The sequence below is a fragment of the Affinirhizobium capsici genome, assembly GCF_977018625.1.
This window is the reverse complement of the sequence record NZ_CDRNXD010000004.1, coordinates 1,497,986-1,511,640: the sequence shown is the minus strand read 5'-3', so window position 1 is coordinate 1,511,640 and position 13,655 is coordinate 1,497,986. Positions and strand designations below refer to the sequence as shown.

The following is a 13,655-nucleotide window of genomic DNA, read 5'->3' as shown; positions in this document are numbered from 1 at the left end:
TCGCATCCAATGAGAAGGAGTACGAAGCCATGGATCATTCTCGGTACCCAGAAAGCTATGTGGCGGACATTTTAAAGAGCGTAAAAACAATTGCTCTGGTCGGCGCATCTCCCAATCCGGCGCGCCCCAGCAATGGTGTGATGGGGTTTCTGCTTTCCAAAGGCTATCATGTCATTCCCGTCAATCCGGGGCAGTCTGGTAAGACAATCCACGGCCAGAAGGTATTTGGCCACCTTTCAGATATCGATGAAAAGATCGACATGGTCGATGTCTTCCGAGCGTCTGAATATCTGGGCGAGGTTGTAGACGAGGCCTTGTCCATGCCAAACCGTCCTGATGTGATTTGGACGCAGCTTGGCGTGCGGGACGATGCCGCAGCAGCCAGAGCCGAGGAGGCTGGCTTGAAAGTTGTACAGGATCGCTGCCCGGCTATCGAATATCCGAGGCTTTTGGGTCACCACTAGCCGTTCTAGATCTGCTGGCGGGAATTGACTTTGCACCAATAGGATTTCCGCCAGCAAATTATTCCATCTGACCTTCCTCTTTGCGGCCTTTCGCGGTTTGTTTTCCTGAACGCGGTGAAGATATAGTCCTTCCCAGTCACAGCCTGCCGCTGTGAAAGATTGCTGACTTCAGGGGAGGAATTCATGACGACCGACAATCCCGGTTTTTCCACGCTTGCCATCCATGCCGGGTCTAAGCCCGATCCTGCCACGGGTGCACGCACCACCCCCATCTATCAAACAACGTCCTTCGTGTTTAACGATGCAGACCATGCCGCAGCGCTCTTTGGCCTCCAGCAGTTCGGCAACATCTACACGCGAATCATGAACCCGACACAGGCGGTTCTTGAGGAAAAGGTCGCGGCACTGGAAGGCGGGACCGCGGCTCTGGCGGTCGCCTCAGGTCATGCCGCGCAGATGCTGGTTTTCCACACAATCATGAAGCCGGGCGCAAACTTCGTTGCCGCAAAGCGCCTCTACGGCGGTTCGATCAACCAGTTCGGCCATGCCTTCAAGAACTTTGGCTGGGAAGTGCGGTGGGCTGATCCTGCCGATCCAGAGAGCTTTTCGGCGCAGGTGGATGACAATACGCAGGCAATTTTCATCGAAAGCCTTGCCAATCCAGGCGGCACCTTTGTCGATATCGCAGCTATTGCGGACGTCGCTCAGCGTCATGGTCTGCCATTGATTGTCGATAATACCATGGCCAGCCCCTATCTGGTGCGTCCGCTTGAACATGGTGCAGATATCGTGATCCACTCACTGACCAAGTTTCTAGGTGGCCATGGTAATTCCATGGGTGGTATTCTGGTGGACGGCGGCACTTTCGATTGGTCTGCATCGGGTCGATACCCCATGCTTTCCGAGCCTCGCCCAGAATATGCTGGTCTCGTTTTGCATCAGACCTTCGGCAATTTTGCGTTCGCCATTGCTGCACGCGTTCTCGGACTTCGAGATCTGGGGCCCGCCATTTCACCGTTCAACGCTTTCATGATTTTGACAGGCATCGAGACGCTGCCGCTTCGTATGCAGCGCCATTGCGATAACGCTTTGCAAGTGGCTCGCTGGTTGAAAGGGCATGACAAGGTGTCCTGGGTTTCCTATGCCGGGCTAGAGAATGATCCCAATCATGCACTTCAGCAGCAATATTCGCCCAATGGCGCAGGTGCCGTTTTCACCTTCGGCCTGAAGGGCGGCTATGAGGCGGGCAAGGGCTTCGTTGAAGGGCTGAAGCTCTTTTCGCATTTGGCCAATATTGGCGACACGCGCTCTCTCGTCATCCATCCGGCTTCCACCACCCATCGCCAACTCACACCTGAGCAACAGATCGCAGCCGGTGCGGGGCCGGATGTGGTGCGCTTATCGGTCGGCATCGAAGACTCGAAAGATATCATTGCCGATCTAGAACAATCGCTTGCTCGCATCTGAGGTATTATCATGAGCTTAGCCATCCCTTTCGACCTCTCCATCGTTGAACCGGAAGAGAGCGCTCTATCGCCGGAGCGCATCATTTCAGGCGATCCGAAATTTCGCACGTGGAGCCTCGATGAAAGGGAAGGCGGGCTTTATGCCGGAGTGTGGGAAGCAACGCCCGGCAAATGGCACATCCTCTACGATGAATGGGAATATTTCTCGATCCTGAAGGGTTACTCCATCGTTACGGAGGACGGCGGAGAGCCCATCCATTTGCGACCGGGAGACAGGTTGATCCTGACACCCGGCTTCAAAGGAACCTGGGAAGTGATTGAAACGACTCGCAAGGATTATGTGATCCGGCTGTAATTTGCCGGATCACATGAACTCACCAGCTTAGGTCGAGACGCTCCAAGCCGTGGAAATGGTAGACATCCTTCACCCGCGGTGCCTCGGCAATCTTCAGGCCCGGTAATCGCTTGAACAACAGTGGCAGGACGATGTTCAGTTCCAATCGCGCGAGTGGCGCACCGATACAAAAGTGAATGCCGGCTCCAAAGGAGAGGTTTGCGCCTTCATTGCGATCAGGTTTGAATGTGAGAGGATCACTGAATTTCTGCGGATCGAGATTGGCGGCAGCAAGAATAAGGCTCACCTTGTCGCCGCGCTTCAGCTGCACGCCATCGATCTCGACATCCTCCAGCGCCCAACGCTGAAAGATGTGCACCGGCGCGCAGATGCGCAGCGTTTCTTCAATGGTACGCTCCGTGGCAGCCGCATCACGGAACAGCTCCTGCGGATCGAGGCCGCTTTCCAGAATGACGCGAACCGAATTGCCAATTTGATGCACCGTTGCTTCGTGACCGGCATTGAGCAGCACGATGGTTGTCGAGATCAGCTCTTCCTCGCTCAGGAACTGACCCTTATGCTCAGTGTGGATCATGTGGCTGAGAAGATCGTCGCACGGGTTTACCCGCCTCTCTGCGATCACCGTACGTACATAATCAGCAAATTCTTTTGCTGAACGATCTGCGGCATCTTCATCGGCACGCGAGCGCTTGAACATATACATGCCCACATAATCATGGCTCCATTTCAGAAGCTGAGGCCCCATCTCTTCGGGGATGCCGATCATGCGGGCAATCATGGTTACAGGGATAATGTCGGCGAATGTCGATAGCAGTTCCGTCTTTCCATCCTGCTCGAAACCGTCGATCAACGCATTTGCCAATGCTTCGATTTCGCCGCTCATTTTTTCAACGTGACGGGAAACGAAGGCCCGATTCACCAGTGTTCGCAAACGCGTATGCTCTGGTGGTTCAATTTCCAGCAAGGAATAGCGCTCCGCCAGATCGAAATTGGTAGTGTGGGCTGCTGGTTCGGGCAGCCCAAGCTCTTCCCGGCTGGCAATATGTAGAATTTGACGACCGAAGCGCCGATCGCGCAGCAGGCTGTTCACATGGTCATAACCAGTGAAGAACCACTGTTTCTGCTCCTCCCAGTAAAAGGTGGGGCATTCAGAATGCAGCCTTGCATAAGTGCGATTTGGATCGCCGTAAAAGGCTGGGTCACGCCCACTAAGGGAAACACGGCGATTGGCGGGGTCGATGCGCAGAAAGTCAGTCATGCCTATGTGACTAGATTATCTTTTTAGAAAGAGAAAGCCGCAGTCTTTGATGCTCACGCGTAAAGACGGGTCTCCATCCTAGAGGAAGTGGCTTCTGAAGAGGACACTCGCTGCTCCGCCTCGACATGTGTGCTCGTCACTCTTGCAATGTCCTGCATTTGCGCGACAGCGCTACCATTTCTGCCGGCTTCCTTGGCCACGTAAAGGGCGCGATCAGCGCTCGATAACATCGAGTCGAGTTCTGCTTCCCTCTGCGCGGCGACGACGATCCCGGCGCTAACGGACGCATGTATCAGCTTGTTATCCTGCGAGAGGAGGGGCTTTGAATAGAGAGTGAGACGAATCGCTTCAGCGGTTCCGACAGCTTCCCCGACACTGGAAACCGGGAAGAGGCAGGCAAACTCCTCTCCGCCCAGCCTGCCGAAAACACTGCGCTCGCGCAGGCAGGAAAGAGCAATCCCGCAAAAATGAACCAGCACATCATCACCGCCCTTATGGCCATGTTGATCGTTGATCTGCTTAAAGTGATCCAGATCGAAAATGACGATGGCCAGAAGGTTTCGCGAATGATGCGTTTCCTTTCGAACACGCTCGAATTGATCGAGAAAGCCGCGGCGATTGAGAACGCCGGTGAGCGGATCGGTTTCCGCTATTCGGCGCAAACGTTCTTCTGACCGTGTCATCAGCATGCGAGCACCCAGCAAGATCGCTGAGACGAGGCAGAAGATGTTGCCAATCGAGTAGACCGCAAGATCTGGCATTTCCTCGAAGGTCGCAGGCCTCTGGAGGGAGGACTGCAATGCCATGTTCAGCATCAATCCCGCTTGAACCGCCGTAACAATGGCAAAAAGTTTGCGGGAACGTGCCACTGGCTTTGGCCCGGTCAATAGACAATACCCAAGCAAAAGGTAGCTAAGGGCTGAACAGGACTGAACGACAACGGTTCTCGTCCAGAAATTTTCGTAGATGTGTGGGAGCAGCAGCGCTGCCGCCCATAGGACGCCAGGCAGCAGCAGCACGAGCATGCCCTGTCTGCTGTCGTGCTTGAGAACGCCGAGGCTCCACAGCCCGATGCCAAGCAGAATGATCTCATTACCGAGCGCGATCGATACGAAATCCGGTATGGCGCCACGCAGGCCGACAAGCATGATACCGATGCCGTGGCAGGCAAAACCGCCGCCCCAAAGGCCGGTAACAACCTGGCGTCTATCGTGAAGCCAGGTCGCCAGGAGAAGTATCGCAAGCGTGAGGGCTTCTGCAGCCCAGAGCAGCATTGCTGTTTTCGTGTCCACGATTGAAGTCCCGCCTCATAGTGTGAACATCAGTTTATGGGGTAGAGAGTTTAAAAGGTTGTTGCCTATGGAAGGTATTTGCTAACGATTTAACGGTTGAGATGCTGAAAACTACATGCGGTTAAGGATATCAGGTGCGGCGTCTTGAAGTACCCGCTATCCACCCTCTATGTAGGGATAAGACAAAATCAAGACGATTCCTGGGGCGGAAACGCCATAGGGTGCCCGATGAGACAAAGGAACACCATGAGAAATCCCGTTGATACCGCTATGGCCCTGGTGCCGATGGTTGTCGAGCAGACCAACCGCGGGGAACGCTCCTACGATATCTATTCGCGCCTGCTGAAAGAGCGTATCATCTTTTTGACGGGCCCGGTGGAAGACCATATGGCCTCGCTGGTGTGCGCGCAGCTGCTCTTCCTGGAAGCTGAAAACCCCAAGAAGGAAATTGCGCTCTACATCAATTCGCCAGGTGGCGTGGTCACTGCAGGCATGTCGATTTACGATACGATGCAGTTCATCAAGCCAGCTGTCTCGACGCTCTGCATCGGGCAGGCAGCCTCCATGGGCTCCTTGCTTCTGGCGGCCGGAGAAAAGGGCATGCGTTTCGCGATGCCGAATTCCCGCATCATGGTTCACCAGCCATCCGGCGGTTTCCAAGGTCAGGCCTCGGATATCGAACGCCATGCTCGTGACATATTGAAGATGAAAAAACGTCTGAACGATGTTTATGTGAAGCATACTGGTCGCACATACGAGGAAGTTGAAAAAACCCTCGATCGTGACCACTTCATGGATGGCGAAGAGGCGCTTGCCTGGGGCGTTGTGGACAAGATCCTGACTTCGCGCCAGGAACTTGAAGGCGGTTCCGCCGATTAAGGCTGAACAAGGCTTTGGCAGGCATCACCCCGAAATGACCGAATACGGGGTTTCCACTGCCGAGGAACGCGCTAATAATGCCTATTAATGCTGTGTTGATTTTTTATGACATAGCATGCGGTCTGGAAGGGGTTGCGTTGCCATCGAATCGGGAACCATGGTTCCCAGTTCGGTAGAGTGCCCCATAAACGGGTCGGGTGCAGCATTCTGATAAAGAGGGCTGCCCCACCGGCATAGGAACTCTCCGGGCCTGGATGACAGGCGATCGGTGTGCTGGAAGGGAAGTGATATGAGCAAAGTCAGCGGCAGCAACGGCGGCGACTCCAAGAATACGTTGTATTGTTCCTTCTGCGGCAAGAGCCAGCACGAGGTCCGCAAGCTGATTGCAGGACCGACCGTATTCATCTGCGATGAGTGCGTTGAACTGTGCATGGATATCATCCGCGAAGAGAACAAGAGCTCCATGGTGAAATCCCGTGATGGCGTTCCCACGCCGCAGGATATCATCAAGGTGTTGGATGAATATGTCATCGGCCAGCAGCAGGCGAAAAAGGTCTTGTCGGTTGCCGTGCACAACCACTACAAGCGCCTCGCGCACGCATCGAAGAACGGTGACGTGGAGCTGGCAAAGTCGAACATCATGCTTGTAGGCCCAACAGGCTGCGGCAAGACTTATCTTGCGCAGACTTTGGCCCGCATCATCGACGTGCCGTTCACCATGGCCGACGCCACCACGCTGACTGAAGCCGGTTACGTGGGTGAAGATGTCGAGAACATCATTCTCAAGCTGCTCCAGGCTGCCGACTACAACGTCGAGCGAGCTCAGCGCGGCATTGTCTATATCGATGAAGTCGACAAAATTTCCCGCAAATCCGATAACCCGTCGATCACACGCGACGTGTCGGGTGAAGGGGTGCAGCAGGCTCTGCTGAAGATCATGGAAGGCACGGTTGCTTCCGTTCCGCCGCAGGGTGGCCGCAAGCATCCGCAGCAGGAATTCCTGCAGGTCGATACCACGAACATCCTGTTCATTTGCGGTGGCGCATTCGCTGGTCTGGACAAGATCATCTCTGCCCGCGGCGAAAAGACATCCATCGGCTTCAGCGCAACTGTCAAGGCGCCGGATGATCGCCGCGTTGGCGAAGTGCTGCGTGAATTGGAGCCGGAAGATCTGGTGAAGTTCGGCTTGATTCCGGAATTCATCGGTCGTCTGCCGGTTCTGGCAACGTTGGAAGACCTGGATGAGGACGCCCTGATCCAGATCTTGTCCGAGCCAAAGAACGCTCTGGTCAAGCAGTACCAGCGCCTGTTCGAGATGGAAGATGTGGAGCTGACATTCCACGAAGATGCGCTGCGCGAAATCGCGCGTCGCGCCATTGTACGCAAGACGGGTGCACGCGGTTTGCGTTCGATCATGGAAAAGATCCTGCTGGATACCATGTTCGAACTGCCAGCACTGGAAGGTGTGCGTGAGGTGGTCATCTCCGACGAGGTCGTTCGCGGCACTGCCCGTCCGCTCTACATTTATGCCGATCGTCAGGATGAGAAAGCGAACGTTTCCGCTTAATTGAGATCTTGGGGAAGGGGCCGTGAGGCCCCTTTCCTGATCAAGGGCAGGCGGGGCCGATTCGCTTTGCCCGGATGCATCGCCAGCCTGGTGCTGAGTGATTCGTGATGGAAACGGCCTGCCCAGCTTCGTGTGGCGCGCTGTCCGTCCTATTTTCGGTTGATGGAAATCAGTTCCGCGTAAGTATCCCGTCATAACCTTGCATGACCTTGGCATCTGCCCGGCGAACAGCTGTGCAAGGCTTGAAATATGCGTTTAGAACCTCCACTTTGGTGGGGAAGAAAGCGTCCAGCCTTGAACTGGACTGACCCCCGGAAACGGGCGAGTGAAAGGAATTAACATGACGAATACAGCGTCTGCGACACAGGGCGGAAATACTTATCCGGTCCTGCCTCTGCGCGACATCGTGGTTTTCCCCCACATGATCGTACCTCTGTTCGTCGGGCGCGAGAAATCCATCCGCGCACTGGAAGAGGTTATGGGTTCAGACAAGCAGATCATGCTGGTCACCCAGATCAACGCCGGGGACGACGACCCTGCGCCGGAAGCGATCCACAAGGTCGGTACTGTGGCCAATGTTCTTCAATTGCTCAAGCTGCCCGATGGTACCGTGAAGGTGCTTGTCGAAGGCCGCGCACGTGCGAAGATCGAAGACTATACAGGCCGTGAAGATTTCTACGAAGCACAGGCCACCGTGCTTTCGGAGCCGGAAGAAGACACCGTTGAGGTAGAGGCTCTTTCCCGCTCTGTCGTGTCTGAGTTTGAAAACTACGTAAAGCTGAACAAGAAGATTTCGCCGGAAGTGGTTGGCGCGGCAAGCCAGATCGAGGATTACTCGAAATTGGCCGATACCGTTGCCTCGCATCTTTCCATCAAGATCACCGAGAAGCAGGAAATGCTGGAAACGGTGAGCGTGAAGCTGCGTCTTGAAAAGGCGCTGGGTTTCATGGAAGGCGAAATTTCTGTTCTCCAGGTTGAGAAGCGCATCCGCTCGCGCGTCAAGCGCCAGATGGAGAAGACGCAGCGTGAGTACTATCTGAATGAGCAGATGAAGGCCATTCAGAAGGAGCTTGGCGATGGCGAGGATGGCCGTGATGAAATGGCCGAACTCGAAGATCGCATCAACAAGACCAAGCTGACGAAGGAAGCTCGGGAAAAGGCCGACGCGGAGCTGAAAAAGCTGCGTCAAATGAGCCCGATGTCGGCTGAGGCGACCGTTGTTCGCAACTACCTCGACTGGCTGCTTTCCATTCCGTGGAACAAGAAGTCCAAGGTTAAGATCGACCTGAATGCTGCTGAAAAAACGCTGGATCTAGACCATTTTGGTCTCGACAAGGTGAAAGAGCGTATTGTCGAATATCTTGCCGTTCAGGCTCGTGCGACCAAGATCAAAGGTCCGATCCTTTGCCTTGTTGGGCCTCCGGGCGTTGGCAAGACCTCGCTTGCCCAGTCCATTGCCAAGGCAACAGGCCGTGAATATGTTCGCATGGCTCTTGGGGGCGTTCGGGACGAAGCCGAAATTCGCGGTCATCGCCGTACCTATATCGGCTCCATGCCGGGCAAGGTCGTGCAGTCCATGAAAAAGGCAAAGCGGTCCAACCCTCTCTTCTTGCTCGATGAAATCGACAAGATGGGTATGGATTTCCGTGGCGATCCGTCTTCGGCTCTGCTTGAAGTGCTGGACCCTGCACAGAACTCCACCTTCATGGATCACTACCTTGAAGTGGAATACGACCTGTCTGACGTCATGTTCATCACGACGGCGAACACGCTGAACATCCCGGCTCCCTTGATGGACCGTATGGAGATCATTCGTATCGCCGGTTACACGGAAGATGAGAAGCGCGAGATTGCCAAGCGTCACCTGCTTCCAAAGGCCATCAAGGAACATGCCTTGAAGCCTGAAGAGTTCTCCGCCAGCGACGATGCTCTGACGGCGATCATTCAGCAGTATACGCGCGAAGCAGGTGTACGTAACTTCGAACGCGAGCTGATGAAGCTGGCTCGTAAGGCAGTTACGGAAATCATTAAGGGCAACACCAAGTCGGTTGAAGTCACAGCTGCGAATCTCCAGGATTATCTGGGCGTGCCGCGGTTCCGTCATGGAGAAGCAGAGCGCGAAGATCAGGTCGGTGTTGTCACCGGTTTGGCCTGGACGGAAGTCGGGGGCGAATTGCTGACCATCGAAGGTGTCATGATGCCTGGTAAGGGCCGCATGACAGTGACCGGCAACTTGAAGGACGTGATGAAGGAGTCGATTTCGGCTGCTGCTTCCTACGTTCGTTCGCGCGCGGTTGATTTTGGCATTGAGCCACCGCGTTTCGACAAGTCGGATATTCACGTGCACGTGCCGGAAGGCGCAACCCCGAAGGATGGTCCGTCTGCTGGTATTGCAATGGCCACCGCCATCGTTTCGATTATGACCGGCATTCCGGTATCGAAGGATGTGGCCATGACCGGCGAGGTGACCTTGCGTGGTCGCGTGCTGCCGATCGGAGGCCTGAAGGAGAAGCTGCTTGCTGCTCTTCGCGGCGGAATCAAGAAGGTTCTCATCCCGGAAGAGAACGCCAAGGACTTGGCGGACATTCCGGATAACGTGAAAAACAACATGGAGATCATCCCGGTTTCGCGGATGGGCGAAGTGCTTGAACATGCACTTTTGCGCAAGCCGGAGCCGATTGAATGGGACGGAACGGTGGAAACGCCGGTCATTGCGACTGCTGATGGAAGCGAGGATTCCAATCCTTCATTGGCGCATTGAGCGTAACCTTCGGGTGAAAATCACATTGTCTGTGGAAAAAGGCCGGCTTTATGCCGGCCTTTTTTGTGAAAATGTACGGAAGGGCCTTGTTTTTCAGGCAATCCCGGAGCTTTTGGGTTGGCGAAGGGCATCATGAATCGATCGCCCCGACAGGTCCATTTGTGTGAAACCATTGAAAGGGGTGGAAACATGAACAAGAACGAATTGGTATCCGCCGTTGCTGAGAAGGCCGGTCTTTCCAAGGCCGACGCCGCTTCTGCTGTCGACGCAGTTCTGGAAGCTGTTCAGGCTGAGTTGAAGAACGGTGGCGATGTTCGTCTCGCTGGCTTCGGCAGCTTCTCCGTCTCCCGCCGTGAAGCTTCGAAGGGTCGTAACCCCTCCACGGGCGCTGAGGTCGATATTCCGGCTCGTAACGTTCCGAAGTTCTCGGCTGGCAAAGGCCTCAAGGACGCTGTTAACAGCTAAGGTTTGATGCGCGTTCAGCGTTATGAAAAACCATTGCTGCGAAGCCCGGCGTTAGTCGGGCTTTTTTTATGAGATTCCCCTATGCAAGCTGCACAAGCCTTTGCTGCGGCCCCTGCAAAACCAAATGCGTTTGAAACATGGTTTATAGCGTAAGGCACGGTCTGAAGCGTTGCGAGACACTCAAGGTTTTGACGCTTTGCGAATTTGAGAGAGGTAGAGCGCAATGAAGGCCATCACGGATCGCGGGGTATGGGGATCGGCCGCAGTGCGTGGTGCTATTTTCATGGTGCTGGCTGGCATTGTGTTCGCAGCCATTAACGTCGCCACCCAATGGCTTGCTATGGTCATGCATTTTCCAGCTTCATCCATGGCCTTCTGGCAGTATGCCTTTGCGACCCTGTTCTCTTTGCCGCTGCTCGCGCGCCTAGGCTTGAAAGCAATGAAGAGTAGCTACCCCATTCGGCACGTCGTGCGTGTTGCGTTGGCGGCGCTTGGAGTGCAGGCCTGGGCCTATGGTTTGGTTACCGTGCCCATCTGGCAGGCGATTGCACTTGTGATGACCTCGCCATTTTTTGTCATCATTGGTGCTAGAGTATTTCTGGGCGAACGGGTAGGGCTCCACCGCTGGCTGGCGACCCTCGCTGGCTTCATAGGCGCGATGATTATCTTACAGCCTTGGAACGATAGTTTCTCTCTGTCTGCATTGCTGCCCATTCTCGCTGCATTGCTCTGGGGCGGTTCTTCCCTCATCATGAAGAATTTAGCTCATCATGAGCCCGCCGAGGCCATCACTGTTTGGCTTCTGGTTCTTCTAACGCCCATCAATGGTGTGCTGGCCTTGGGGGCAGGATTGGCCGTTCCCGACGCCCAAGCGCTTTGGCTGTTGCTCCTGGCGGGATTATTGACCGCTCTTGGTCAGCATTTTCTAAGCCTCGCCTATCGGGCGGCAGATGCTGCTTATGTACAGCCCTTTGATGATCTGAAACTTCCGCTCAACGTGCTTGCCGGATGGGTCGTCTTTGGTTTTGCCCCAAGCGGCTCCCTTCTTTTGGGTGCGTTGCTGATTCTAGCGGCGTCACTTTCCCTCTTGTTGCGGGAGGCGCTTTCTACAGCGAAGCGCAGGCCTCAGATTTAAGCACCGGTTTCGACCGAAACGCCGAAACTAAACCCAGCGCGGTTGCTTCGCGCTAATGTTTGGTCTTTTATCCGGGCGCATTTATAGGAGCGTTCGGCATGCATTATCTTCTCACCGGCACGGCTGGCTTTATTGGCTTTCATCTGGCGCGCCGGTTATTGGAAGAGGGGCATCAAGTCACTGGCTTTGATGGCATGACGCCCTACTACAATCTACGCCTTAAAGAAGCGCGCCACGCCGCCCTTGCGCAGTTTCCTGCCTTTCGTCCGGTCATCGGAATGCTCGAGGATCAGCAGGCGCTGAATAGCACGTTACAGTTCGGTCAACCGGATGTCATAGTGCACCTCGCTGCACAGGCAGGGGTACGCTACAGCCTGGAGAACCCCAAAGCCTACCTCGATTCCAATGTCACAGGCTCATGGAACGTGCTGGAACTGGCCAAGCAGGTGGGTGTGAGGCATTTAATGCTGGCTTCTACCTCGTCTGTCTATGGCGCTAACGAGTCGGTTCCCTTTCGGGAGAGCGACCGGACAGATGAGGCGCTCAGCTTCTATGCGGCGACGAAGAAGAGCATGGAGTTGATGGCGCATACCTATGCACATCTCCATAAGCTCCCAATCACCGCCTTCCGATTTTTCACAGTCTACGGACCCTGGGGAAGGCCGGACATGGCTCTCTTCAAATTCGTAAAGGCCATGATGGAAGACCGGGAGATCGAGGTTTACGGCGAAGGCAAAATGAGCCGTGATTTCACGTATGTTGACGATCTCATCAGTGGGATCATCAACCTCTCGCGAATCATACCCAATGAGTCGAATCGCGTCAGCACCTCGAGCTTAAGCGACACGCTCTCCCGGCAGGGACCTTACAGAGTGGTGAATATTGGCGGTGGCCAACCCGTATCAGTGCTGGATTTTATAGGGGCAATTGAAAACGTTATGGGACGCAAAGCGAAACGCGCCATGATGCCCATGCAACAGGGGGATGTTCCGCGCACATTCGCCAGCCCCGAACTATTGCAAGCCCTAACCGGGACGAAGCCTGAAATCGATTTGGCGACGGGGGTGAAAGCGTTTGTTGAATGGTACACGCAGTATCGGGAAGAACTTCACCTTTGAAAGACACAAATGCCTGCCTGGCACATGCTAGGCAGGGCACCCAAGCGCCATGGCACGCTGGTGAAGACGATGCCTAATTATATTGACGTTTGAGAGGGATCTGACAGATTACGCGCTACAGTAAGCGCATCTTACGGACACCAAAAATGGAAAAATAGAGAGAATGGTGGGCGATGAGAGACTCGAACTCCCGACATCTTCGGTGTAAACGAAGCGCTCTACCAACTGAGCTAATCGCCCGACTTGCTGACGGCTCGTTGCCGCCGCGTCGATGGCCGTGATCTATTCGGATCGATCGAAATCTGCAAGAGCGAATTTGATGTTTTTTCCGTTTTTTTTCGTCGATGACATCATGCTGTTGTGAAAAGCCCGGAAAACTAGGGATTCTACCCCGCAATTATTTTTCTGTTTCCACAGACGGTCTCATCGGCGGGCGATGCTGTGGAAAAGAAAGAAATCTTCGTCACGCTTTTGTCTTGAAAGCTGCTTGACACCTCTGAACGAACGCCTTAGAGAGCCGCTCATCGACATGGCAACGCCGGTCGGTGAGGGGAAGTTTCTCCCTGATTGGAAGATGCGGGTGTAGCTCAGTCGGTTAGAGTGCCGGCCTGTCACGCCGGAGGTCGCGGGTTCGAGCCCCGTCACTCGCGCCATCCTTTCGAACGAAAAAATGCGCGGGTGTAGCTCAGTCGGTTAGAGTGCCGGCCTGTCACGCCGGAGGTCGCGGGTTCGAGCCCCGTCACTCGCGCCATTTCGTCCTCTTCTCTTGATGTTTTCGAAACTGTTTCAAGCGCGTGTTTGTTCGCGATTAGACCAACTTGCTGTTGTTGCGCATTTTGGGCCAGCGCAACTTGTAACGTGGCTTACCAGACGCCATCTTGCTTTCGCACCGTCC

11 protein-coding genes and 3 tRNA genes are annotated in these 13,655 nt (G+C 54.8%); 11 read left to right on the top strand and 3 right to left on the bottom strand.

Going from position 1 to position 13,655, the window contains the following annotated elements:
• The first annotated feature begins 29 nt into the window (after positions 1-29).
• The 3 genes from AC0JZ1_RS10670 (at position 30) to AC0JZ1_RS10660 (ending at position 2,285) form a co-directional block, all read left to right on the top strand.
• Positions 30-464, top strand: a complete 435-nt coding sequence (locus AC0JZ1_RS10670; RefSeq protein WP_471882343.1) for a CoA-binding protein — start codon at positions 30-32, stop codon at positions 462-464.
• Between the two features lie 183 nt (positions 465-647).
• Positions 648-1,931, top strand: coding sequence for an O-acetylhomoserine aminocarboxypropyltransferase (locus AC0JZ1_RS10665; RefSeq protein ID WP_471882342.1), 1,284 nt, complete (start codon positions 648-650; stop codon positions 1,929-1,931).
• 9 nt (positions 1,932-1,940) lie between these two features.
• Positions 1,941-2,285, top strand: a complete 345-nt coding sequence (locus AC0JZ1_RS10660) for a cupin domain-containing protein (protein ID WP_471882341.1) — start codon at positions 1,941-1,943, stop codon at positions 2,283-2,285.
• 19 nt (positions 2,286-2,304) lie between these two features.
• On the opposite strand, the gene AC0JZ1_RS10655 is transcribed toward AC0JZ1_RS10660, so the two are convergent.
• Positions 2,305-3,543: a cytochrome P450 gene (locus AC0JZ1_RS10655; RefSeq protein ID WP_471882340.1), complete on the bottom strand. Its 1,239-nt coding sequence runs from the start codon at positions 3,541-3,543 to the stop codon at positions 2,305-2,307.
• A gap of 53 nt (positions 3,544-3,596) precedes the next feature.
• Positions 3,597-4,835 (bottom strand): GGDEF domain-containing protein, encoded by a 1,239-nt coding sequence (locus AC0JZ1_RS10650; RefSeq protein ID WP_471882339.1) that lies wholly within the window; start codon positions 4,833-4,835, stop codon positions 3,597-3,599.
• Positions 4,836-5,081: 246 nt separating this feature from the next.
• Between AC0JZ1_RS10650 and clpP the strand changes: the two genes are divergently transcribed.
• The 6 genes from clpP to AC0JZ1_RS10620 all read left to right on the top strand — a co-directional run bounded on the left by clpP (position 5,082) and on the right by AC0JZ1_RS10620 (position 12,760).
• Complete coding sequence (clpP, locus tag AC0JZ1_RS10645; protein ID WP_377395150.1) at positions 5,082-5,714, top strand: ATP-dependent Clp endopeptidase proteolytic subunit ClpP; 633 nt, start codon at positions 5,082-5,084, stop codon at positions 5,712-5,714.
• Between the two features lie 289 nt (positions 5,715-6,003).
• Complete coding sequence (gene clpX, locus AC0JZ1_RS10640; RefSeq protein WP_471882338.1) at positions 6,004-7,281, top strand: ATP-dependent Clp protease ATP-binding subunit ClpX; 1,278 nt, start codon at positions 6,004-6,006, stop codon at positions 7,279-7,281.
• A gap of 340 nt (positions 7,282-7,621) precedes the next feature.
• Positions 7,622-10,042: an endopeptidase La gene (gene lon / locus AC0JZ1_RS10635; protein WP_471882337.1), complete on the top strand. Its 2,421-nt coding sequence runs from the start codon at positions 7,622-7,624 to the stop codon at positions 10,040-10,042.
• 189 nt (positions 10,043-10,231) lie between these two features.
• Entirely contained in the window at positions 10,232-10,507 is a 276-nt protein-coding gene (gene hupB, locus AC0JZ1_RS10630) for a DNA-binding protein HupB (protein ID WP_377395159.1), read from the top strand.
• A 223-nt stretch (positions 10,508-10,730) separates the two neighbouring features.
• A complete protein-coding gene (locus tag AC0JZ1_RS10625; protein ID WP_471882336.1) occupies positions 10,731-11,642 on the top strand; it encodes a DMT family transporter in 912 nt (303 codons plus the stop codon).
• Positions 11,643-11,740: 98 nt separating this feature from the next.
• Positions 11,741-12,760, top strand: a complete 1,020-nt coding sequence (locus tag AC0JZ1_RS10620) for an NAD-dependent epimerase/dehydratase family protein (protein ID WP_471882335.1) — start codon at positions 11,741-11,743, stop codon at positions 12,758-12,760.
• 164 nt (positions 12,761-12,924) lie between these two features.
• Here AC0JZ1_RS10620 and AC0JZ1_RS10615 read toward each other — a convergent pair.
• Positions 12,925-13,000, bottom strand: a tRNA-Val gene (locus AC0JZ1_RS10615).
• Positions 13,001-13,336: 336 nt separating this feature from the next.
• Between AC0JZ1_RS10615 and AC0JZ1_RS10610 the strand changes: the two genes are divergently transcribed.
• Both AC0JZ1_RS10610 and AC0JZ1_RS10605 read left to right on the top strand, forming a co-directional pair.
• Positions 13,337-13,413, top strand: a tRNA-Asp gene (locus AC0JZ1_RS10610).
• Between the two features lie 21 nt (positions 13,414-13,434).
• A tRNA-Asp gene (locus AC0JZ1_RS10605) sits at positions 13,435-13,511 on the top strand.
• Positions 13,512-13,655: the final 144 nt, after the last annotated feature.